Here is a 22291-nt window from a genome sequence, read left to right as displayed (position 1 = left end):
CCTCCGCCGCGCGCTAGTCCCGTCGGGGCCCGGTGCCCCTGGTGTGGCTGCGCGACGCCCTCACGCTAGTCGTACGGAATCAGCACGGGTAGTGACCATCTGAGTTTGACTGAAAACAGTCGTAGCAATGCTCGAAGTTCCGTGCATCGTGCATCCGTTGAGGGCCGTACTCTGGGGCCGTGGACAACCGGGACGAGGCCGCGGGCAACCGCGACGACGCGCACGAGGACCCGGGCCGGGCGGCGTCCCGGCTCACCGGGCGGCCGGTCGCCGGCGCGCCGGTGGGGTCCGGATCACCCGCCGAGGTCACGCTGGACGGCGGTGTCCGGGTGATGGTCAAGCGCGGGGACGCCCCCGGGGCCGTACGGGCCGAGGTGGCCGGACTGCGCTGGCTGGCCGCGGCGCACGCGGTCCGGGTGCCGGAGGTGCTCGGGCACGACGAGCGCTGGATGGTGACGGAGCGGGTGCCGACCGGGCGTCCGGACCCGGACGCAGCGATGCCTTTCGGCCAGTCCCTGGCCGCCTTGCACACCGCGGGTGCTTCGGATTTCGGAGCGCCGCCACCCGACGGCCCCGAGGACGCGTTCATCGGCCTCGCTCCCATGCGCAACACGCCCGGCACCGACTGGCCGCGCTGGTACGCCGAGCACCGCGTGCTGCCGTATGTGCGCGGCGCCGTCGACCGCGGCACGCTCCGGTCGCGGGAGGCCGAGGTGTTCGAGCGGGTCTGCGCACGGCTGCCGGAGCTGGCCGGGCCCGCCGAGCCGCCCGCCCGGCTGCACGGCGACCTGTGGAACGGCAACGTGCTGTGGGGCGCCGACGGCGAGGTCCGGCTGATCGACCCGGCCGCGCACGGCGGGCACCGCGAGACCGACCTGGCAATGCTGCAGTTGTTCGGCTGCCCCCATCTGGACCGGGTGCTCGCCGGGTACGAGGAGAGGGCTCCGCTCGCGGGCGGCTGGCAGGACCGGGTGGGCGTGCACCAGCTGTTCCCGCTGCTGGTGCACGCCGTGCTGTTCGGACGCGGATACGCGGAACAGGCCCTGGGGGTGGCCCGGAGCGCCCTCGGGGTGTGAGGCGGGGCTACTCCTCCGCGTCCGGGGCGGTGATCAGCCCGGACTTGATGTAGCGGGCGAGGTTGAGGTGGTCGCCGTACTCCTCGCGCAGGCCCTCCGCCCACAGCACGCTCTGGGTGCCCTCGTGCTTGACCATGCCGGGGCTCACCCCGATCCGGAAGCCGCCGGGCAGCGGCTTGCCGTCGCGGTACGGCAGGAAGTCCAGCGGGGTCGGACCGGCGGAGGCGTACACCGCGCAGTCGGAGAGGACCGCGACCGGGTACCGGCCGGTGGCGCGGGCGGTGGCGAGCATCTTGCGGTGCATGTTGACCCGCGCCTTGGCGATGACCGCGGCCCGGATGTCAGGACGCCAGGTCGGCCGGTCCAGCGCCGGCCACCGCTCCCCCGGCCGCCAGCCGGAGCGGCCGCGCTCGCGCAACTTGCCGATGCCGCCCTTGACCGTGGCCTTGATCGCCGAAAGCACGAGCGCGAGGTGCGGGTCGCGGTCCTTGTGCCCCTCCATCGCCGTCAGGTACTCCTCGGGCGTCATGCCGGTGGTGACGCCGAGGTCGGCCATCGTGGCGATGTACGCGTCGCGCAGCCTGGTGTACCAGCCGTCCAGGTACGGGCCGTGCTCAGGGCGGACGTGGGCCTCCAACGGCGCGACCTCGTAGCCGAGTTCGAGCGCGTACGCCACGGTCGGCGTCGCGTACCAGGCCGGGCCCTCGGGCGGCTCGCCGTCCGGTGTGAAGGGGCTCGGCAGGCGGGGGTCGAGCCGGACGTGGGAGAGGTCGACCAGCCAGGAGCCGGGCAGCGCCGGGTCGAACTCCGGGTTGAGCACATGGACCGGGGCGCCGAGGCCGACGACGGTACGGTTGGCCGCCGCCGCGAACGCCATGTTGACGTCGACGCCGACGAGGTACGGCAGCATGCACTCCTCGTCGGTCAGCGGCCGGGCCCAGTCGTAGGCCTCCTCGCGGAGCATCTCGCCCGGGGTGCGCTCGTGGAAGCGGGGCAGATGGGCGAGGAGCGGATGGCCGTCCGGGGCCTCGCAGGGCGCGCAGTCGACGGCCTCGGTCAGGGCGCCGGGGTTCGGTGCGGACACCCACGTGCCGTGCTCGTCGCGCACCGCGCGGGTCGGCGGGTGCAGGGCGGTCATCAGCTCCAGGCCCGTCACGGCCGTGGAACCGCACGGGGTGAGCACGCGGGCGGCGTACGCGCCGAGGACACGGGCGAGTTCCGCGGGGGGCAGACCGGCCGCGTCACCCCAGTACCGGCTGTCCAGCGCGTTCCAGGACGGCACACAGAAGTGGACACTGTGGCGCCGGCTGCCCTCGGCGGGGCGGTAGACCCAGGCCCAGGGCCCGAAACCGCGCCGGGTGAGCAGCCAGTCGGCCTTCCGCAACTGCCGGACCGCTTGGTGCGCGTCGGGGATCCGGCCGGCGAGCCGCTCCTCGGCGCTGAGCCGCGCCGGCAGCCCGTACCGCACACATGCCGACTCGGTGAGAACGACGAGGGGGTCCGCGTCCTTGCCGGACCGGTGCAACCGCGGCTGCCCGAGCCGCGCCTCGGCGAGGATCCACTCCACGAGCCCGGCCAGTGAGGTGGCGGGCACGTCGAGCACGAGCCCGCCGACGCAGTACGCGCTCACCCGCCCGTCGTCATCGGCATCGACCACGGCGAGGGGGCCGTGCGCGAAGCGGGGGTCCACGGGGTCGGGGGCCGAGGGGGAAGGGGAAGGGGCGCGTGACGTGCCGGCCGCGACCTTCTTGGCGGCGGGGCCGCGGGCCGGACGGGGGGCCGAGGTGCGGGATGCGGGGCGGCGGGCTGGGGCGCGGGTTTCCGGAGCGGCCGCAGGCGTGTCAACCGGAGCCGACGCATGTCCCGCAGCGGCCCTGGGCGAGGCAGGCGTCTGCGGGCTCGGTACGCCGGCCGACGGCGCCGGAGGCGCGGCGGACACGGACGGAGTCGGCCCAGGCGTCGCTACGTGGGCCTCGGGCGCCGATGCGGGCGGAGGCGTCCCCGGTGGTGTCGTGGGACGGGGTGCGGCCGGGTAGCGGTGGGACAGGCCTTGCAGGAGGCGGTGGTAGGCCTCGCGGCGGTCGCCCTTCGGTTCGGCGCGGCCCGCCTCCCAGGCCTGGATGCTGGGCACGCGGACCCCGAGGGCCTGCGCGACCGCGGCCTCGGTCAGGCCGGCCGCCTCGCGCAGCCGCGTCCGCTCCGCCGGGGCGGGGAGCACCGTGCCGTCGTCCACCGCGGCGAGCAGCGAGTCCACCGCGGAGAACAGATCGTCGGGCTGGTCCGTCATTTCCACATCCGTCTTTCTCTCTGACGCCTTTCTACCGCACGCCCTGGCGGATCTCTTCCAGCCGGGTCGTCAGCCGCTGGTGGCGCTGCGAGGCGGCCTGGGAGGAGTTCAGCCCCAGGTGCAGCGCGATCTGCCGCCAGTCCATGCCCCGGCGCCGTGCCTCCATCACCACCTGGCTCTCCAGCTGGTCCAGTTGATGGCGCAGACCGTCGACGAGGCTGAGGGCGGCGCCGATGTCGTCGGCCGTGACGTCCGGCGCCGCGTCGTTCCCGGCCCTGCGGCGGTCGGTCGCGCTCAGCAGCCGGCCGAGGAGTGCCGCGTCCTGGGCGACCCGGTGTGCCGGGGCACCGTCGAGCGCGGTGTCGGCCGCGGCTTCGGCCGCGAGGGCGGCGAGCCGCAGCCGAGCCGCGCCCTGGGCGTCGTGGGCGTCGTAGGCGTCCTGTGCCATGCGGGCATGCTATCCGGCCCGCACAACGGAACAACGTTGTGTTGTTTCCTTGCGGGGGACCCGTGCGGCGCCCGCTCCGAGCTGCGGTTACGCAGCGTAAGGAAACCAATCACCCGTTCGATTCGTATAAGGACGTGAAAGCCGAACCAGGGAGAGACCATGCAACCGTTCACGCTCAACTACGCGCGCCCCGCTGTGCAGTTGGACGTCACCACTCCGTATGCGTATGACTCCGGACTGCAGTTGAACGTCCTCCCGGACGGGCGGATCGCCGCCACCGACCACGCGACGCTGAGAGCTCTGGGGACGACGACGTCGACCGCCGGTTCCAAGACGCACTTCGACGACTGAACCGCGGATCCGAGAACATGACCGTGCTCATCCTGACCAGTGAAGAGGACGTGACGGCGGACATGGTGGTCCTCCGGCTGGGCGAGGCGGGCGTGCCCGTCGTCCGGCTCGACCCCGCCGATCTGACCAACGGGGTGGCGCTGTCGGGCGAGTACGTGCAGGGCGCCTGCCACGGACACCTGTCCGTCGGTGGGCGCCTGGTGAGCATCAGCGGCCTGCGCTCCGTCTGGGTGCGCAGGCCCGGGGCCGCGGCCGCCCGCGCCGCGCACCCGTCGGCCTGGCTGACGGAGGAGTCCACGCAGGCGCTGTACGGCATGCTGCGGTGCGGCGACGCGCGCTGGATGAACCATCCCGACGCGGCCCGGCGCGCCCGCCACAAGCCCTGGCAGCTGCATCTCGCCCAGCGCAGCGGCCTCCCGGTGCCGGCCACGCTGATCACGACGTTCCCGCAGGCGGCGCGGGAGTTCGCGGAGCGTTACCCGGACCTGGTGGTCAAGCCCGTCTCCGGCGCGCATCCGCAGGAGCCGCCACGCGCGGTGCCCACCAGCCGGGTCGCCCCGGACACGGACTTCGCGGCGGTCGCCTTCGGTCCGACGCTGCTGCAACGCCGGATCGCCAAGCGGGCCGACATCCGGCTCACCGTCGTCGGCGACACCCTGCTGGCCGCGCGCAAGCCCACCGCCCCCGACGCGCACCCCGACGACGTGGACGTCCGTTTCGCCCCGTCGGCCTCCCCCTGGCTGCCCGCGGACGTCCCACCGCGCCTCGCGGAGGGCGTACGGCGGTACATGAGGGGCGCGGAACTGGCGTACGGCGCATTCGACTTCGCCGAGGACGCGGACGGGATCTGGTGGTTCCTGGAGTGCAACCAGTCGGGTCAGTTCGGGTTCGTGGAGATGGACACAGGTCAGCCCATCGCCGCCACCATCGCCAACTGGCTCGCCGGGCACGGGGATTCGGACCTCAGGTGTGCGAAGGGCGAGCGGAGCGCAGCATCTTGAGGGTGCGGGGATCGGCTCGGAGGAAGGAACGCTGCATGCGCATCGGACTGCTGGGAACGGGCCCCTGGGCCCGGGCGGCCTACGCCCCGGCGCTCGCCGGGCACACCGGCCTTCGCTTCGCGGGGGTGTGGGGCCGCCGGCCGGAGGCGGCCAGGGAGCTGGCGGAGCAGTACGAGGTCACGGCGTACGCCGACGTGGACGCGCTGCTGGCCGACGTGGACGCGGTGGCGGTGGCCCTGCCGCCGTCCGTGCAGGCCGAGCTGGCGGTGCGGGCGGCGCGGGCGGGCCGTCATCTGCTGCTGGACAAGCCGCTGGCGGTGTCGGCCGCCGAGGGGCGGGCGGTCGTGGAAGCCGTGGACCGGGCCGGGGTGGCGTCGGTGGTCTTCTTCACCGCGCGCTTCCAGAAGGAGCCGGAGGCCTGGATCGAGGAGCAGGCGGCCGTGGCGGGGTGGTTCACGGCGCGGGCGCAGTGGCTGGGGGCGGTGTTCACGTCCGACAGCCCGTTCGCGGCCTCACCGTGGCGCCGGGAGAAGGGGGCGCTGTGGGACGTGGGCCCGCACGCGCTGTCCGTCCTCCTTCCGGTCCTGGGTGACGTACGGCAGGTGGTGGCGGCGGCGCACGGTCCCGCCGACACCGTGCACCTGGTCCTCGACCACGCCACGGGCGCCTCGAGCACGCTCACGCTGAGCCTGACGGCGCCGCCGGCTGCCGCCGGGGCCGACGTGGAGCTGCGGGGCGAGGCGGGGACGACCCTCCTCCCCGGCAGCTCCGAGGGCGCGGTCCCCGCGCTCGCCCGAGCCGCCGACGCCCTGCTGACCGCCGCCCGGACGGGCCGCCCGCACGCCTGCGACGCCGCGTTCGGCCTCCGCGTCACCGAGATCCTGACCATGGCGGAGACCCGCCTGACCGCCGGCACGGACTAGCGTCCGCCCCTGCACCCGCGCCCCACCGGCCGGGAGCGGTACGGCACGGACGGGGTACCGCACCCGTCCCGCCCGACCGCCCCGGCCACCGCGACACCCCGGTATCTCCGCCCAGCCCCTCCACACCCCCCGCGGCAAGAGGCCCGGCAGGGGGTGGCGGCGTAGTTTGGGGGTGTGGGATCGGTGCGTGGCTGGGTGTCGCGTGGGGAGCGGGAGGACCGCGGGTGGTTGCGAGGGGCGCCGCCGCCGCGGTGGGTGCGGGTGCTGCCCGTCGCGCTGCTCGTCGCCGTCAGCTGCGCCACGCTGATCACCCCGCATGCGCGTGACCTCGGCTTTCTGCTGGGCGCCATTCCTCCGCTGGCGGTGCTGTCGTACGGCCCGCTGGCCACCGCCGTCCTCGGTACCGCCGTGGTCGTGGTGCTGAACGTCCCGGCCACGCATCTGAACCGTCCCGGCAACACCGACCTGCTCACCATCGTCTTCGTCGCCGCACTGAGCGTGTTCGTGTCATTCGTACGCAGTCGCCGCGACGCCCAGCTGGACGCCGAGCGGGCCGTCGGCGAGGCCGTGCAGCGGGCCGTGATGCCGCCGCTGCCGGAGCGGGTCGGGACCGTGGGCTGCACGGGTTTCTACCGGGCCGCGCAGGACGGGACGCTGGTGGGCGGGGACTTCTTCGACGTGCGGGACGGGCCGTACGGGGTGCGCGCGGTGATGGGGGACGTCCGGGGACACGGGCTGTCGGCGGTCGCCACGGTGGTGTCCCTGCTGGGCGCCTTCCGGGAGGCCGTGCTGGACCAGCCAGACCTGGAGTCGGTGGCGGCGCGGATGGACCGCCGGCTGGCGGTGGACTCGGCGGGGGTACCGAACGGGGAGCTGTTCGCCACCGGGGTGCTGCTGGAGTTCTCCGCCGACGGGCCTGCGGTGCGGGTCGTGGCCTGCGGTCATCCGGCGCCCGTCCTGCTGCACGGGGAGCACGCCCGGGAGGTGACGGTCGCGCCGGGGCCGCCGCTGGGGATCGGGCTGATCGGCGTCGAACCGCCGAAGGAGGTCACCGTGGCGCTCGGGCCGGGCGACCGGCTCTTCCTGGCCTCCGACGGGGTGTGGGAGGCGCGGGACGAGGCCGGCGTCTTCTATCCGCTGCCGGCCCGGCTGGCCGCCCTGGCCGGTACCGCGTCCGCCGCCGAGCTGCCCGATCTGGTCTGGCAGGACCTCGTACGGCTGCGGTACGAGGTCCGGGACGACGTCACCATGCTGGTGCTTGCGCCCGGCTCGCAGCCCGCCCGACCACGCCGGTCGCCCCGGAAGAGTGACGCATCCGCCTCTCCCAACTGACGAACCGACAGCCGGAGTTCGAACGAACGGGCTCAAACGCCACGCCGCGCCACCCCTTCCGCCACGTAGAAATATCTACGAGCATGCATATGCCGGGTTGCTGTGCGGGTGCACGGAGTGCCCGGCCATGGTCGCTGCCTGCGCCGAGGCGGGCGAGCGAGGACATCCGGAGCAGCGCATGACGAACACGATGTGGATGCGGGGCGTGGAGTGGCTGGCCGCCGCGGCGGCGGACCCTCGGTCCTGCAAGTGGGAATGGGATCATGGCGAGGGGATCGCGCTGCTGGAGGCGGGCCGCTTCTGGGACGTGCTGAGCGTGCCCGACCGGCTCGGCCTGCTCACCCTGGACCTGCTGTGGCGGCCCGGGATGCCCGTGCCGGGGCCGACGCTGGTCGACTCGGCGGCGGGCCGGGTCGGGTTCTTCGTGCCGCCGGACCCGTCCGGGGGCTGGGTGGGCGACGGTCTGCGGTACGCGACCAAGGGGTCCTGGGTCGCCGTACCGCCGCCTTACCGCCCGGCCCGCTTCCTGGAGTGGCTCGTGCCGCCCGACGGCACCGGCACGCTGCACGCGCCCGGCACCCTCGAGGACGCCCTGCGGCAGGCCAACGGCACCCTCGCCGTCCTCGCGCCGGTGTGCGGGCAGTGACGGGGGCGGCGGGTCAGGTGCGCTCGGCCGTGGACCGGGCGCGCGGGCTGAACCCGGGGACGGCCCGCAGCACGTCCGCTTCCGCGGGCACGTCCCGCCCCTGCGCCCGCCACTCGGCGACGAGCCGGGCGTAGATCGGCTCCCGGGCCCGGTCCGCATGCTCACGCCGGTCCGCCCGGCGCGTCCGATCGGCCCGGTCCCCGGGGCTCGACCGCTCCGGCCGGCCGATGGGGTACCTCTGCTCCATCCGGTCCAGGCGGTACGCCGGGTCCAAGCGGTACAAGCGGTCCATGCCGGAGCAACGCCCGTGAGCCGTCGCCGGTACGCCCGGCCCCGACGGCTCACCGGGTCGGGTGAGGCCATCGCTCGAACGGCCCCCCACCCGTCGGACAAGCATCCCGCCGGCACTCCCGCGCGCCCCGCCGCCCCGTTCAGCCCGACGGGCGAGCCCGGGTGTGCGCTCCTATGCTGGTGAGGTCCGGGTTCCGACGTCCCGCTCAGCGCACGTTCGGCTCTCACGTGCTTGGAGTCAGCCCATGTCGCGTTCGTCCGTACGCCTGTCGAGGGGGGCAGCGGCGGCCGTCACGGTGGGGACGTTGACGGTATCGCTCGCCGCCGGGCCGGTGTCGGCGGCACCGGCCTCCGTACCCGCCGCCCCGACCGTCCGCGCGCCGGGCCCCACCCCTTCGGGACCGGCCGTCCGCGACCTCACGCCCGCCGTGGCCCGCCAACTCGACGCCGCCGTCCAGAAGATGATGCACGAGGCGGACATCCCGGGCGCGATCGTCGGCATCTGGACGCCGGGGCAGCCGGGTTACGTCCGCTCGTTCGGTGTCGCCGACACCGGCACGGGCCGGAAGATGACGCCCGGTCTGTACATGCGCATCGGCAGCGAGACCAAGACGTTCACCGTGTCCGCGCTGCTGCAACTCGTCGACCGGAAGAAGGTCGGACTCGACGACCCGATCGGCAGGTACGTCGACGGCGTGCCCAACGGTGACAAGATCACGCTGCGTCAGCTGGCCGAGATGCGCAGCGGGCTGTTCAACTACTCCGAGGATCCGGGCTTCTTCAAGGCGCTCACGACCGATCCGCAACGGCCCTTCACACCCCAGCAGTTGCTCGCGTACTCCTTCAGGCACCCGGTGCTGTTCCAGCCGGGGCAGAAGTTCTCCTACTGCAACACCAACCTGATCCTGCTCGGTCTGGTGGTGGAGAAGGAGAGCGGACAGCGCCTCGGGGACTACATCAGACAGCACGTCACCAACCCGGCCGGTATGAAGGACACGCTCTTCCCTGCCGGCAACGCGTTCCCCCGCCCGCACGCGCAGGGCTACACCGAGCAGACGGCGAACGGCAGGGCCGCCGACGCGGCCGACTGGAACCCGTCCTGGGGCTGGGCGGCCGGCGCGATGATCTCGACCCTCGAGAATCTGCGGATCTGGGCGCCCACGGTCGCCACGGGCCGGTTCCCGGACGGCACCCGGATGGTCAGCGCCGCCACCCAGAAGCAGCGGCTGATCACACCGCAGGCGAACTCGGACAAGGGCGCCGGATACGGGCTGGGCATCTTCGACGTGCAGGGCTGGATCGGCCACAACGGCTCCCTGCCGGGCTATGAGTCCCTGACGGTCTACCTGCCGTCCACGCGGACGACGCTCGTCGCGCTGCTCAACACCGACACCGACTACCAGGGCCAGGAGCCCAGCACGGTGCTGGGGAAGGCGATCACGACGATCATCTCCCCCGCGCACGTCTACAACCTGCCGGTCACCCGGACGGGTTGACACTGGCACAGGGATGCGGGCGCGGGGTCGCGACCGGACCCCCGTGCCGGTCGTACCCCGCGGAACACTGAACTTACGTGCGACACAAGGCCCGGGGTAGCGCACCGGTGCCCGGCGCGGCCCGCCGGGCACTCACCCGTGCACAGGTGAGTCCGGTTGCTCCCGGTTCGCCGTACCGAGTTCGGGTACGGGCAGCTCGCCGGCGACCAGATGGGCGAGGACGGTCTCGTACAGATCCGTGCCTCCGGCCGTCAGCCGGCGTTCCAGGACGGGTTCGGTCGACCGGAGGTGTTCGCGTACGGTCTGGGCGTGGACGCCGAGCGTCTCGGCCGCGTGTTCGGCGTGCGCGCCGGCGGCGATCCAGGCGCGCAGGGTGCCGCGCAGGTCCCGGCCGTCCTCGTCGAGCCGGCCGAGGAGCCCCTCGGCCCAGGTGCGCAGGGCGGGCGTGCCGAGCAGGTCCGCGAGCCCGTCCCGGCCCGCCGGACGGGCCACGGGACCGCCGGGATCGTACGGGCCGTGTGCCGCCTCGGTGTTGAGCGCGAGGTGGGCGACGGCGCGGACGGCGAGCCGGGAGAAGTCGGCGCCGAGCAGCGCGGCGACCCGGTCCATCCGAGCGCGGACCGTGTTCCGGCTGACGCCGAGCACCTTGGCCGCGCTCACGGCGGTGAACTCCAGGCCCAGCCCGGTGGTGGCGAGCAGTTCGGCCCGCACGTGGTGCGGCAGTGTGTCGAGGGGGCGCAGCACCGCGGCGGCCCAGGTGCGCAGTCCGGCCGGGTCCATGAGCTGGGCGGGGCGGGTGCGGGCGGCGTAGACCGCGGCGCGCTCGGGCCGGAAGCGGGCGACGGCCAGGGCGGTGACGGCCTGGCCGTAGGCGGTGGCGGTCAGGGCGAGGCGCTGGCGGGGACTGCCGCCGAGGAAGGTGCCGGGGCTGCCGGAGACGAGGGACCGCAGCCGCTCCCCCACCTCGGCCGACGGGCCGACGACGATGACGTGTCCGTCCCTCGCGGGGCAGCGCACGACGAGCGCCCGGCCGTCGGTGGCGGCCGCGCAGGCGTCGGCGAGCCGGTCGCGTTCGGCGGTGGAGGTCTCGACGACGTACACGCGGGCGGTGTCCTCCTCCAGCAGCCCCGGCCACAGCCCGGCGGCGACCCGGCGGGCGGAGACGGTGTCCTCCACCATCAGCAGTTGCAGGATCGCGAGGCGCAGATCGGCCGTGGCCCGCCGCAGTCGCCGTCCGGAGTCGGCCAGCTCCCGTTCCCTGAGCAGCAGTTCGAGGACGCCTGCGGTGTGGTTGAGGATCTCGGCGGTGTGCCGGTCGAAGGGCGCCGGGCGGGCCACGGCGAGCACGGCGCCGGCCGCCGGTCCGGGTCCCGGGTGCCGTATCCCGACCAGGCGTACATGCCGTACGCCGTCCTGCAGGGCCGCGGCGGCGACCCGGCCGGCTGCGACGTCGTGGACCACGGCGGTGTCGAGCGGCAGGGGCTCACCGGCGAGCAGGCTGCCGCGCGCGTCCTGGAGGCACACGGTCGCCCGGGTGCTGCGGGCCAGCCAGGCGACAAGCCGGCCGAGGTCGCGTCCGGCGGGCCGCAGATGCTCCAGCAACTGCTGCGCCCAGGCGCCGTCGCCGCCGTAAGGCGGCGCGGACGCCGTGTCCTCGTCGGGTCGGCCCGCCATGTCTGTCCGCCCTCCTCATGTCCGCGTTGACCTGGGCATACGCAGCGGCAGGTTACCCGAAGGGGCCCGCTCGCGTCCCTGCCCCCGGACACGGCTCCGCCGACGGCCCGGGGGGGATGGGCCGTCGGCGGAGACGCGGCGCCCGGAGCGGGGGGTGCCCCGGACGGCTCAGGGGTCGCATGCCCCGGATTCCGGGACGTACACGGGAGACCGGCGGGGACTTTCGGGGCGGCCGGGGCGCAAGCGGCTCGGTCGGCCCCGGCCGGCGCGGCTCCGGCATCTCATAGGTAATTCACACAGGTATGACGCCATAGGTTCCTCGCAAGGTTCCTCGCAACAGGCCTCCGGCGCTACGAGTGCCGCACCCGGCGACGGCATAAGCTCGACGGGTGGCGAAGTACTTCGACGTGCATCCCGAGAACCCGCAGCCGCGCAGCATCGCCCAGATCGCTGACGCCGTGCGCTCGGACGCGCTCATCGCATATCCGACCGACTCCTGTTACGCGCTGGGCTGCCGGCTCGGCAGCCGGGACGGCATGGACCGGATCCGGTCCATCCGCCGGCTGGACGACCGGCACCACTTCACGCTGATGTGCCGGGACTTCGCGCAGCTCGGCCAGTTCGTCCGGGTGGACAACGACGTCTTCCGTGCCGTGAAGGCGGCCACGCCCGGCAGCTACACCTTCATCCTCCCGGCGACCCGCGAGGTGCCGCGCAAGCTGCTGCACCCGAAGAAGAAGACCGTGGGCGTGCGCATCCCCGACCATGTGGTCACCCAGGCGCTGCTGGCGGAGCTGGGCGAACCGCTGCTGTCCAGCACGCTGCTGCTGCCGGACGAGGAGGAGCCGCTGACCCAGGGCTGGGAGATCAAGGACCGGCTCGACCACGCGGTGGACGCGGTGGTGGACTCCGGCGACTGCGGCACCGAGCCGACCACCGTCGTGGACTTCTCCGGCGGCGAGGCGGAGATCGTCCGGCGGGGCGCCGGGGACACCAGCCGCTTCGAGTGAGCTCGAGGGAGTCCGGGTGCGGGGTTCTGGATCTTGCGTGACAGCATGGGCGCAGCCCTGGCGCCGGAGGCGACCGCCGTCCGGCGCCCGTTCCCCTAGGGAGGCCTGCCCACCATGACCGATGTCCAGGGAACCGACCTCGACATCCAGACCGAGGACGGCGTCGCCGACGCCTACCTCGTCCACCCCGCGGACGGTCGTCCCCGTCCGGGTGTGCTGTTCTACCAGGACGCCTACGGCCTGCGCCCGCACCTGAAGGCGATGGCCGACCGGCTGGCCGCCGCCGGCTACACGGTGCTGGTGCCCAATGTGACCTACCGCCTCGGCCGGGCTCCGGTCGTGGAGCTGCCCGAGTTCATCGACCCTGACGCCGACCCGACGATCTGGCAGAAGCTCGGCCCGATCGTGTTCTCGCTGACCCCGGACCTGATCGAGCGGGACTCCGCCGCCTATCTGCGCTGGATGGCCGACAGCCCGCTGGTCAACGACGGGCCGGTCGGGATCACCGGCTACTGCATGGGCGCCCGGCTCTCGCTGTGGACGGCGGCGGCGCATCCGGACCGGGTGGCGGCCGCGGCCGGGTTCCACGGCGCCGCGCTCGCCACCGACGATCCGACCAGCCCGCACCTGGGCGCCCCGCGCATCAAGGCGGAGCTGTACCTCGGGCACGCCGACAACGACCCGTCGCTGCCGCCGGAGCAGATCGAGCGCTTCGACAAGGCCCTGACCGATGCCGGGGTCCGGCACACCTGCGAGGTCTACCCGGGCGCCCAGCACGGCTACACGCAGGCGGACACCCCGGCGTACAACAAGGAGGCTGCCGAGCGGCACTGGGCGGCCCTGCTCGGCCTGCTCGAGCGTACCTTCTGACACCGGCTCACGCACCGGACCCGCGACCGGCTTGCGGCGCCTGCCACCCGCTGGGCGCCGCAAGCCGGTCTGCTCTTCGCATTGACACGCACGCGGTGCGGCACGACGCTGAGAGCGCTCTCAGACAGGTACGGACCAATGTCCGTACGACCCCGACCCCACACGGAGGCAGAGAGTGCCGCATCACCTCACGCGCCCCGCACTGCCCTTGGCGGCCGCCGCGGCCCTGGTCGGCGGGGTGCTCGCCCTCGGTGTCCCGGACCGCGCCGGCGCCGCCGTCCCGGACACCGTCCCGCTGAAGATCACCAACAACTCGGGCCGTTCCGAACCGGTCTACGTCTACGACCTCGGCACCCAGCTGTCCTCCGGCCGGCAGGGCTGGGCCGACGCGAACGGCGCCTTCCACGCCTGGCCCGCGGGCGGCAACCCGCCGACGCCCGCGCCGGACGCGTCGATCACCGGCCCGGCGCCCGGACAGTCGACGACGATCCGGATACCGAAGTTCTCCGGCCGGATCTACTTCTCCTACGGCCGCAAGCTCGACTTCCGGCTCACCACCGGCGGGCTGGTGCAGCCGGCCGTACAGAATCCGTCCGACCCGAACCGGAACATCCTCTTCAACTGGTCCGAGTACACGCTGAACGACTCCGGCCTCTGGCTCAACAGCACCCAGGTGGACATGTTCTCGGCACCGTACGCGGTCGGCGTGCAGCGGGCCGACGGCAGCGTGAGCAGCACCGGGCACCTCAAGTCCGGCGGTTACACGGGCTTCTTCGACGCGCTGCGCGCACAGCCGGGCGGCTGGGCCGGGCTGATCCAGACCCGCTCCGACGGCACCGTGCTGCGCGCTCTGTCCCCGCTCTACGGCGTGGAGACCGGGGCCCTGCCGGCGAACGTGATGGACGACTACGTGAACCGGGTCTGGCAGAAGTACGCGAGCAGCACGCTGACCGTGACGCCGTTCGCCGATCAGCCTGGCATCCGGTACTTCGGGCGGGTTTCAGGCGACGTCATGAACTTCACCGACGCCTCCGGCGCGGTCGTCACCAACTTCCGAAGGCCGGACGCGGACAGCGTCTTCGGCTGCCACAAGCTGCTCGACGCACCGAACGACGCGGTCCGCGGGCCGATTTCCCGCACACTGTGCGCCGGCTTCAACCGCTCGACGCTGTTGGTCGGTTCGAACCAGCCGGACACCACACCGGCGGACTTCTACCGGGACGCGGTGCCGAACCAGTACGCCCGCGCGGTCCACGGACAGATGGCGGACGGCAAGGCCTACGCGTTCGCCTTCGACGACGTCGGCAACCAGGAGTCGCTGGTCAACGACGGCGATCCGCAGCAGGCGTATCTCACGCTGGATCCGCTGAGCTGAAGATGACATGCCGCGGTCCCGCACCCTGGGGGGTGCGGGACCGCGTCGTACGGGTAGCCGCTCAGCCGGTCGTCAGGGCGGTGTCGTCCACGACGAAGCTGGTCTGCAGGGAGGAGTCCTCCACGCCGTTGAACTTCAGGGTGACCGTCTGGCCCGCCGGCGAGGACAGGTCGAAGGTCTTCTGCGCGTACCCGGAGGCGGCGTTGACGTTCGAGTACGTCGCCAGGGTCGTCGAACCGGCGCTCACCGTCAGCTTGTCGTACGCGGTGCTGCCGGACTCGGCGGTGCCCTCAGACGGCGAGGAAGGCCGCGGTGGAGATCAGGGCGGCTCCGACCGTGGCGCGCCTGCGACCTGCGTGGGGAACGGGTCTGTGGGGTCTCACTGGTACTCCTCCTGCTGCGGCCGCCGGGTCGCGGCCGGTGACAGACAGCCTGGCGGACGGGTCTGCTGCCCGGGCGAGCTGAGTTGTGCGGGATCCGTGCGCACCTGGGAGGTGCGGTGTGCTGGGGAAGGATCCCAGCCTTGTCCCGTACATGTCAGTCACGTGAGGTCATTCGAGGGCTTTCCCTATGCGGCTCGCGCGGCTGCGGGAGGCCCTGAGAGTCCAGCGGGGGCGGGGCGGCGCCGGCCCGTGACAGGATCCTCGATCATGAGGAGCGAACAGAGCGATCGGCCCGTTGCCCTGGTCACCGGATCCACGTCGGGGATCGGGGAGGCCGTCGCGCGCAGGCTGGCCGCGGACGGCATGCGGGTCGTCGTGCACTCGCGGAGCAGCACCCGGGCCGGGGAGGCGCTGGCGGCCGAGCTGCGCGGTGCGTACGTACGGGCCGACCTGGAGGTGGAGGCGGAGGCGCGCGGGCTGGTCGAGGCGGCGCTGGACCGGTACGGGCGGCTGGACGTGCTGGTGAACAACGCGGGCATCAGCTGGCCGATCCCGCACGCCGACCTCGCCGCCGCGACCCCGGCGGACTGGCGGCGGCTGCTGGAGGTGAACCTGATCGCGCCCTGGGTGCTGTGCACCGCGGCACTACCGGCGCTGCGCACGTCCCCCGGAGGCGGCGGGATCGTGAACATCACCAGCCACGCCGGGGTGCGCCCCAAGGGTTCGTCGGTGCCGTACGCGGCGAGCAAGGCGGCGCTGAACCATGTGACCCGGCTGCTCGCGGTCGCGCTCGCGCCCGACGTGCGGGTCAACGCGGTGGCGCCGGGACTGGTGGACACACCCATGACGAAGGACTGGACGCAGGCGCACGAACTGTGGCGGGACCACGCGCCCATGCGCCGCCCGGCCCAGCCCGCCGACGTGGCCGACCTGGTCGCGTCGGTCCTCGGCAACACCTACCTCACCGGCGAGGTCATCCTGCTGGACGGCGGCCTGAACCTGACCTGACGGCCCGCACGTACCGCGTTCCGTCAACCTCACGACATGTCCGCATCCACCGGCCCCCGGTCCCGGGACCGCGTACAGACCCGTCAGGACCTCGCCGCCTACCTGCGGTTCCTGGCCGTCGACTGCGAGCGGGCCTGCGCCGGCTCCCCCGCCGTTCTGACCTGGGACAACCGGACCATCGGCGACTTCCTCCGGGGCTGGGCCCGGCTGCTCGGCCCCCGGGCCGGCGGCGGCATCGCGGTGCCCGAGCCGGCCCCCGGCGCACCGGGCTGGCAGGGCCTGGCCCTCCTGCTGGACAACGCCCGTACGGCACCGCCCGGTTACCACTGCCTCCTCGCCGACTCCGACACCGGCGCGGACGACGTCGACACCGCCCGGAACCTGCGCGGCTACCTGGGCGCACGGCACACTCCCCGACTGGCTGGACGCCTGGTCGAGATGGGTCGGCGCCACGTCCCCGCTCCACGCCCGCATCGAACCGGTCACCTGGCACGCCATGGCCCTGCAACTCCGTGCGGCGCGGAGGTACGAGTAGCGGACGCGCGTGTCACAGCCGTACGGTCATCGCGACCGTCACCTCGTCCCCCTCCGCAAGCCCCTCCGGCCGACGCACCGCGGTCTTCAGCGGCAGCAGGTATCCGCCGTCCTTGGGGAAGAGGGACGTGGTGAAGGCGGTGGCGCCGATGCTGGCCTCGACGGGGATCACACCCCAGCCGTAGCTGGCGAGCGCGGCCACGTCTCGGATGTCGGCGCACTCCGCGTCCGGTACGGCGACGAAGTAGTACGGGGCGGGCCCCCGCCACTCCACCACCCGCCCGGCGAAGGCGAGTTCCATGGTCAGCCCCCTCCTGAAGGAAGACGACAGCCTACCGGCGCCCGCCCCGCGCTCCGCCGCTCAGTAGCCGACGGTGAACCGCCGCTGGACGAAGCGGGGCAGCTCGGCCTCGTCGAGCAGGGCGACGGCCGCGTCCTCCGCCGAGATACGGCTGCGGCCCTCGGCGTCCAGGACCGGTTGGTCGCCGCCGGTCCGGAAGCGGCCGGTGCGCTCGCCGGGCGCGATCTCCTCGGCCGGGCTGAAGTAGGTCCACAGGCGGTTCGAGGTGCGCAGGACGTTCAGGGCGTCGCGGTGGCCGCGGACCGCCGCCGCGTAGGCGCGGGGCAGCCCGATCCCGTCGAGCGCGGCGTGCAGCAGCTCGTCGGAGTCGGCGCGCACCACCCCCGGTTCGAGCTCCAGGCTGCCCGCGCCGCCGATGACGATGAGCCGGGTGCGCGGGTGGCTCTCCAGCGCCTTGAGCAGGGCCCGGGCCGCGGTGGCGTACAGCGTGGGGTCGGCGATCGAACGCCGCACGGTGTCCTCGATGTCCTTCGCGGCGTTGCCCGGCTGGAACCCGCTGATCAGCACGTCCAGGCCGGGCAGGACGCGCGCGATGCCCGCCGCGTCCAGGGCGTCGACGCTCTCCCAGGTAATGCGGTCACGCCGCTCGGCGCGCCGCGGCCCGGTCGCGTCCCGGCTGAACGCGGTGACGTGGTGGCCGCGGTCCAGGGCCTCCGTGACGACCCGGCTGCCGATCGTCCCGGTGGCTCCGATGACTCCGATGTGCATGGCTCTCCCCTGTGCATGCGGACATGGATGTGGGGACGCCTCCCCGAGTGGGTGACGCCGTACAGAAACTATACGGCGTGAAGTTCACACACGGTGTACAGAATTGGTGACGCTGTAGAGTGACCGCGTGACAGCGACAGCGGGCAGGGGGCGGCGCGAGCGGCTGCGGGCCGAGACGACGTCCGAGATCAAGAGCGTGGCCATGGGGCTGATGGCCGCGGGCGGGCCCGACGCCATCACGTTGCGGGCCATCGCCCGCGAGATGGGCATGACCGCCAACGCCATCTACGGCTACTTCGCCACCCGCGACGACCTGGTGACCGCGCTCATCCACGACGTGTACACCGCGCTCGCCGACGCCGTGGACGCCGCCTGGGAAGCCGCCCCGCAGCAGGACGCGGGCCCCCGGATCCAGGCCTGGGCCACCGCCTTCCGCGCATGGGCGCTGGCCAATCCACAGGGCTTCCGGCTGATCTACGGCGACCCCGTCCCGGGCTATCAGGCCCCCGCCGGCGGCGCCGCGCCGGACGCCGCCCGCCGGGTCTGCACCGGACTCACCGCCCTCGCGGCGGCCGCCTGGCCCCACACCCAACACCTGTACGAGGACGGCGACTTCAGCTGGTCCGACTTCGACGCCGGGCTCCTCGACAAGGTGCGTCCCGCCTTCCCCGAGCTGCCGCCGGCCGGGGTCGCGCTCGCGCTGCGCATCTGGGGGCATCTGCACGGACTGGTCTCGCTGGAGATCTACGGGCATCTGCAGACGCAGACCAATCGGCCGGACAAGCTCTTCCAGGAGGAACTCGCCCAGCTCGTACGGAACTTGGGCGTACCCCACGAATGACCCCCTGCGCCGCACTCGGGCACCGGGCCCGCCAACCGCCGCTGACCGGCGCGTTGTTACGGTGCAGGCGTGTCTGACTCCTCACGCGATACCGCACAGGGCGCCGGCTGGGGCTCGGCCGAGCCCGGCGCCTACAGGCAGCTGATGCCGGACCACGTCGAGAAGGTGTCGTGGCTCGATCCGCGGACCCTGTGGGCCGCCCGCAACGGCGTGCTGGCGTCCTGGTTCGGCGATCCGACCGGGCGCACCCGCAGCCGCTGGGCGGCACGCCGGGAGGCGGCCGGGGCACCGGCGGACAAGGTGATCCGGCGCGAGGTCCCCGACACCTTCTCCTTCATGGTCATCGGGGACACCGGCGAGGGCGACGACTCCCAATATGCCGTCGTTCCGGGCTTTCTGAAGGCGAGTCAGGACACCGAGTTCGCGGTGATCGCGAGCGACGTGATCTACCCGGTCGGCAGCACGGACGACTACGGCGGCAAGTTCTTCCGGCCGTACCGGGACTATCCGGCGCCGATCTACGCGATACCCGGCAACCACGACTGGTACGAGGATCTCGGCGCGTTCATGCGGGTCTTCTGCGCGGACACCCCGCCGCTCGCCCCCGAGCCCCGGCCCCGCCCGCTCACCCGCGCCTGGTGGCGCGCCCTGCTGTGGCACCGCCCGGCCCCGGCCGACGAGCAACGGCTCGCCATGGCGCGGGAGTTGCGCTCGGCGCCCGGTCAGCAGGCCGAGCAGCCGGGGCCGTACTGGGCGATCGACGCGGGCCCGGTACGGCTCGTCGGCATCGACACCGGTCTGCTGGGCACGATCGACGCCGAGCAGGGCGCCTGGCTGCGCGCGGTGTCCCGGGGGCCGAAGCCGAAGATCCTGATCACCGGCTCCCCGCTGTACGTCGACGGCGAGCACCACCCGTGCGCCATCGAGGGCGGCGGCACGGTGGACGACATCGTCTGCGACCCCGAGCACCACTATGTGGCCGCGATCGGCGGCGACATCCACAACTACCAGCGCTACCCGGTCGACGTGGACGGGCGCACCATCCAGTACGTGGTCTCGGGTGGTGGCGGGGCGTTCATGCACGCCACGCACACCATCCCGCGGGTGTCGGTCGGAGGCGTCACCGAGCGGGACTTCCGCTGCTATCCGCTGCGCGGCGACTCGCTGGCCTTCTACAGCCGCCTGTACGGCCGCCGGCTGCGGCTGCCCCGCTTCTTCACTCTCACCGAGTCCGAGGCGATGGCCGTCGTCGCCGAACGGCTCGGCATCGAGCCGGGCCGTGCTCCCGCCCCGGACGCCCGGGTGACCCGGCGCACCCGCCTGGTCGCGAGCCTGCTCGGCACCGGGGGCCGCCCGGACCGTACATCGAGGTTCCGGCTGCCCGTCCGCAAGCTGTACGCCCAGCTGTTCTCGCCCAGCTCGGTCACCTACAGCCCGCCGTTCTTCAAGTGCTTCCTGCGGCTGGACGTCGCCCCGGAGGAGGTCCGGCTGCGCTGCTTCGCCGCGACCGGCAACCGGGCACAGGAACTCGATCCGCCGGTCGAGGACGAGGTCGTCATACCGTTGAAGTGATCACCCGCTCGAAGTGAGCAGCCCGCCGGAATGAGCAGAAGTGATCACGTGGTTGTCACATTGGCCTGCCAGAATCGGGGCAGAGCCGACGTACGACCGCTGGAGGAGCCCGTGCCGTCCACCCCTCGCCCGTTGCGCAAGCTGGGCTTTCTCACGATCGGCCTGTTCGACGCGGCGGACCCGGCCCGGGGCCACGAGTCCACGCTGCGGATCATCGAGCTGGGCGAGCGGCTGGGCTTCGACAGCGCCTGGCTCCGCCACCGCCATCTGCAGTACGGCATCTCCTCCCCGGTGGCGGTCCTGGCCGCCGCCTCCCAGCGCACCCGGCGCATCGAGCTGGGCACGGCCGTGATCCCGCTGGGCTGGGAGAACCCGCTACGCCTGGCCGAGGACCTGGCGACCGTCGACCTGCTGTCCGGCGGCCGGCTGAACCCGGGCGTGAGCGTGGGCCCGCCGATGCACTACGAGCAGATCAAGGAGGCGCTGTACCCGGACACCGCTGGCGTGGAGGACTTCTCCTACGAGCGGGTACGGCGGCTGCTGGACTTCGTACGCGGCAAGCCCGCCAGCGACTTCAGCGGAGTCGAGGGCTTCGAGGTGTTCTCGGACGTGGTCCAGCCGCACTCCCCCGGTCTCGGGCGTCGCCTGTGGTACGGCGGCGGCAGCCTCGGCTCGGCACGCTGGGCCGGCGAGCACGGGATGAACCTCCTGACCAGCAGTGTCGTCAAGGCCGAGAACGCCGAAGACGCAGCCGGGCAACCGGACTTCGCCGCGATCCAGCTGGCCCTGATCAAGGAGTTCCGCGCTCATCACCCCGACGGCGAGGCGGCCCGGGTCTCCCAGGGGCTGGTGGTGATCCCCACCGACTCCGCGAGCCCGGAGCAGCGCGCCAAGTACGAGGCGTACGCCGCCAAGCGCCTGCCCCGCACGGCCACCCCGCAGGGCCCGGCCCGGCTGCTGTTCGCACCGGACCTGGTGGGCACGTCGGAGGAGATCGCCGAACAGCTGCGCGCGCACGCCGCGTTCCGCGAGGTCGACGAGGTGGCGTTCGCGCTGCCGTTCACCTTCGAGCACGAGGACTACGTTCAGATCCTCACCGACATGGCGACGCACCTGGGCCCGGCCCTGGGCTGGCACCCCACGAACTGACGCCCCGTGCTCGCTCCGGCGGTGCTCAGCCCGGCCCGCCCCCCGTCGCCGCGGCCGGGACCTGCGCGGAGGAGTAGGCCACCTTCACCGTCGAACCCCTCGGCACGGTCGCTCCCCGCGCCGGGTCCTGACTGGAGATGGTCGCGGGCGGTGCGGGCGGTCCCGAGCCGGGCGCCAGGTCGAGCTGGAGCGATGTCCTGCCGAGCATCGAGGCCGCCTCCTCCTCCGTGTGCCCGATCAGATCGGGGACGACGTCCTGACCTCCGAACGCGGCACTGAGCACGTCCTGACGGGCCTCCTCGGCGTGTTTGCCGGAGAAGTAGAAGGCGATCGTCGACCCGACGGCCGCGGCGAGCGCTCCGATCAGCGTGCTGCGGAGGTTGGAGTCCTGGATCGCGAAGGCCATCGCGCAGAACACCAGAAGGCCGGCGACGAGGGACAGGGCGATCCAGCTGCGGACGATGCCGTCCGACGACGCCGAGCGACTCCGCACGGTGTACCGGGCGACCACCAGGACGATCCCGATGAGCGCGATGGCGCCCAGGAACAGCCACAGCAGAACCTGGATGTGCCCCCAGGAGATCGCCGGCGGATCGCCGCTGGTTCCGGAGGGACCGGCCAAGGCGTCGAAGTGAAGTGAATGAACCGAATGAACTGAACGGAGAACCAGCACTGTTGCGTCCTCCCGCCAAGCGTGGCGCCGAAAGTGCGGCCGAGTCGGACGCTGCCGTCGACCTCGTGCGCGCCGGGGCGGCGATCCGCCGTCTCCCCCTCCGTATTCCCGCCCTCACCCCCGCTCTCGAGTTTCCCGCCGGGACGGTGGGCCCGCAAACCGTGCCGAGGATCATCGCCGTTCCGTGAAGTTGCACGGCCCGGCCGCACCGGCTGAAACTGATGGCGCGAGAGGCTTCCCTTCACGGGGTGCGCTCCCGCTCGCCACGGTGAGCGAGGCGGT

At 73.0% G+C, this 22291-nt stretch carries 21 protein-coding genes and 1 pseudogene; 14 read left to right on the top strand and 8 right to left on the bottom strand.

Translation table 11 applies throughout. From position 1 onward, the window contains the following. The first annotated feature begins 179 nt into the window (after positions 1–179). Positions 180–1076, top strand: coding sequence for a fructosamine kinase family protein (locus ACH47Z_RS04685; RefSeq protein ID WP_399070487.1), 897 nt, complete (start codon positions 180–182; stop codon positions 1074–1076). A gap of 7 nt (positions 1077–1083) precedes the next feature. Here ACH47Z_RS04685 and tap read toward each other — a convergent pair whose 3' ends face one another. Together tap and ACH47Z_RS04675 are read right to left on the bottom strand one after the other, a co-directional pair. Continuing rightward, on the bottom strand, positions 1084–3363 hold the full coding sequence (gene tap / locus ACH47Z_RS04680; RefSeq protein WP_399070485.1) for a telomere-associated protein Tap: 2280 nt from the start codon (positions 3361–3363) through the stop codon (positions 1084–1086). 31 nt (positions 3364–3394) lie between these two features. Continuing rightward, a complete protein-coding gene (locus ACH47Z_RS04675) occupies positions 3395–3811 on the bottom strand; it encodes a hypothetical protein (RefSeq protein WP_399070484.1) in 417 nt (138 codons plus the stop codon). 159 nt (positions 3812–3970) lie between these two features. On the opposite strand from ACH47Z_RS04675, the gene tgmA reads away from it, so the two are divergent. The 5 genes from tgmA (at position 3971) to ACH47Z_RS04650 (ending at position 8064) form a co-directional block, all read left to right on the top strand. Then, positions 3971–4162 (top strand): putative ATP-grasp-modified RiPP, encoded by a 192-nt coding sequence (gene tgmA / locus ACH47Z_RS04670; RefSeq protein ID WP_020938095.1) that lies wholly within the window; start codon positions 3971–3973, stop codon positions 4160–4162. A 17-nt stretch (positions 4163–4179) separates the two neighbouring features. Beyond that, the gene (gene tgmB / locus ACH47Z_RS04665) at positions 4180–5163 is read left to right on the top strand and encodes an ATP-grasp ribosomal peptide maturase (protein ID WP_399070483.1); all 984 of its coding nucleotides are present in this window, start codon (positions 4180–4182) and stop codon (positions 5161–5163) included. Between the two features lie 35 nt (positions 5164–5198). Then, positions 5199–6086 carry a Gfo/Idh/MocA family protein gene (locus tag ACH47Z_RS04660; protein ID WP_399070482.1) on the top strand — a complete coding sequence of 296 codons (888 nt, stop codon included), beginning with the start codon at positions 5199–5201 and terminating at the stop codon, positions 6084–6086. A gap of 228 nt (positions 6087–6314) precedes the next feature. Then, positions 6315–7418, top strand: a complete 1104-nt coding sequence (locus ACH47Z_RS04655; protein ID WP_399070481.1) for a PP2C family protein-serine/threonine phosphatase — start codon at positions 6315–6317, stop codon at positions 7416–7418. A 178-nt stretch (positions 7419–7596) separates the two neighbouring features. After that, on the top strand, positions 7597–8064 hold the full coding sequence (locus tag ACH47Z_RS04650; RefSeq protein ID WP_399071355.1) for a hypothetical protein: 468 nt from the start codon (positions 7597–7599) through the stop codon (positions 8062–8064). A 13-nt stretch (positions 8065–8077) separates the two neighbouring features. On the opposite strand, the gene ACH47Z_RS04645 is transcribed toward ACH47Z_RS04650, so the two are convergent. Beyond that, positions 8078–8356: a hypothetical protein gene (locus ACH47Z_RS04645; protein ID WP_399070480.1), complete on the bottom strand. Its 279-nt coding sequence runs from the start codon at positions 8354–8356 to the stop codon at positions 8078–8080. Positions 8357–8600: 244 nt separating this feature from the next. Between ACH47Z_RS04645 and ACH47Z_RS04640 the strand changes: the two genes are divergently transcribed. Continuing rightward, on the top strand, positions 8601–9851 hold the full coding sequence (locus tag ACH47Z_RS04640; protein ID WP_399070478.1) for a serine hydrolase domain-containing protein: 1251 nt from the start codon (positions 8601–8603) through the stop codon (positions 9849–9851). A gap of 132 nt (positions 9852–9983) precedes the next feature. Here the strand turns inward: ACH47Z_RS04640 and ACH47Z_RS04635 are convergent, their stop codons facing one another. Continuing rightward, entirely contained in the window at positions 9984–11525 is a 1542-nt protein-coding gene (locus tag ACH47Z_RS04635; protein ID WP_399070477.1) for a helix-turn-helix domain-containing protein, read from the bottom strand. Positions 11526–11914: 389 nt separating this feature from the next. On the opposite strand from ACH47Z_RS04635, the gene ACH47Z_RS04630 reads away from it, so the two are divergent. The 3 genes from ACH47Z_RS04630 to ACH47Z_RS04620 all read left to right on the top strand — a co-directional run bounded on the left by ACH47Z_RS04630 (position 11915) and on the right by ACH47Z_RS04620 (position 14780). Beyond that, complete coding sequence (locus ACH47Z_RS04630) at positions 11915–12535, top strand: L-threonylcarbamoyladenylate synthase (protein WP_399070476.1); 621 nt, start codon at positions 11915–11917, stop codon at positions 12533–12535. 114 nt (positions 12536–12649) lie between these two features. Next, complete coding sequence (locus ACH47Z_RS04625) at positions 12650–13405, top strand: dienelactone hydrolase family protein (protein ID WP_399070473.1); 756 nt, start codon at positions 12650–12652, stop codon at positions 13403–13405. A gap of 175 nt (positions 13406–13580) precedes the next feature. After that, the gene (locus ACH47Z_RS04620) at positions 13581–14780 is read left to right on the top strand and encodes a glycoside hydrolase family 64 protein (protein ID WP_399070471.1); all 1200 of its coding nucleotides are present in this window, start codon (positions 13581–13583) and stop codon (positions 14778–14780) included. Positions 14781–14841: 61 nt separating this feature from the next. On the opposite strand, the pseudogene ACH47Z_RS04615 reads toward ACH47Z_RS04620, so the two are convergent. Further along, positions 14842–15066 (bottom strand): annotated as a pseudogene (locus ACH47Z_RS04615) (hypothetical protein); the annotation flags it as partial. A gap of 364 nt (positions 15067–15430) precedes the next feature. Between ACH47Z_RS04615 and ACH47Z_RS04610 the strand changes: the two are divergent. After that, complete coding sequence (locus tag ACH47Z_RS04610; RefSeq protein ID WP_399070469.1) at positions 15431–16171, top strand: SDR family NAD(P)-dependent oxidoreductase; 741 nt, start codon at positions 15431–15433, stop codon at positions 16169–16171. Positions 16172–16718: 547 nt separating this feature from the next. Here the strand turns inward: ACH47Z_RS04610 and ACH47Z_RS04605 are convergent. Together ACH47Z_RS04605 and ACH47Z_RS04600 are read right to left on the bottom strand one after the other, a co-directional pair. Next, on the bottom strand, positions 16719–17006 hold the full coding sequence (locus ACH47Z_RS04605) for a DUF1905 domain-containing protein (protein ID WP_399070467.1): 288 nt from the start codon (positions 17004–17006) through the stop codon (positions 16719–16721). 60 nt (positions 17007–17066) lie between these two features. Beyond that, the gene (locus ACH47Z_RS04600; RefSeq protein ID WP_399070466.1) at positions 17067–17774 is read right to left on the bottom strand and encodes an NAD(P)-dependent oxidoreductase; all 708 of its coding nucleotides are present in this window, start codon (positions 17772–17774) and stop codon (positions 17067–17069) included. Between the two features lie 127 nt (positions 17775–17901). Here ACH47Z_RS04600 and ACH47Z_RS04595 point away from each other — a divergent pair, with 127 nt between their 5' ends. The 3 genes from ACH47Z_RS04595 to ACH47Z_RS04585 all read left to right on the top strand — a co-directional run bounded on the left by ACH47Z_RS04595 (position 17902) and on the right by ACH47Z_RS04585 (position 21336). Next, positions 17902–18615, top strand: a complete 714-nt coding sequence (locus ACH47Z_RS04595; RefSeq protein WP_399070464.1) for a TetR/AcrR family transcriptional regulator — start codon at positions 17902–17904, stop codon at positions 18613–18615. Between the two features lie 69 nt (positions 18616–18684). Next, positions 18685–20187, top strand: a complete 1503-nt coding sequence (locus tag ACH47Z_RS04590) for a metallophosphoesterase family protein (RefSeq protein WP_399070462.1) — start codon at positions 18685–18687, stop codon at positions 20185–20187. Between the two features lie 111 nt (positions 20188–20298). Continuing rightward, the gene (locus ACH47Z_RS04585; protein ID WP_399070460.1) at positions 20299–21336 is read left to right on the top strand and encodes an LLM class flavin-dependent oxidoreductase; all 1038 of its coding nucleotides are present in this window, start codon (positions 20299–20301) and stop codon (positions 21334–21336) included. A gap of 25 nt (positions 21337–21361) precedes the next feature. Here ACH47Z_RS04585 and ACH47Z_RS04580 read toward each other — a convergent pair whose 3' ends face one another. Further along, entirely contained in the window at positions 21362–21958 is a 597-nt protein-coding gene (locus ACH47Z_RS04580; protein ID WP_399070458.1) for a PASTA domain-containing protein, read from the bottom strand. Between the last annotated feature and the right edge of the window lie 333 nt (positions 21959–22291).

The sequence above is a fragment of the Streptomyces sp. NPDC020192 genome (genome assembly GCF_044388685.1).
Taxonomy (GTDB): domain Bacteria; phylum Actinomycetota; class Actinomycetes; order Streptomycetales; family Streptomycetaceae; genus Streptomyces.
This window is presented reverse-complemented; position numbering and strand designations above follow the sequence as displayed.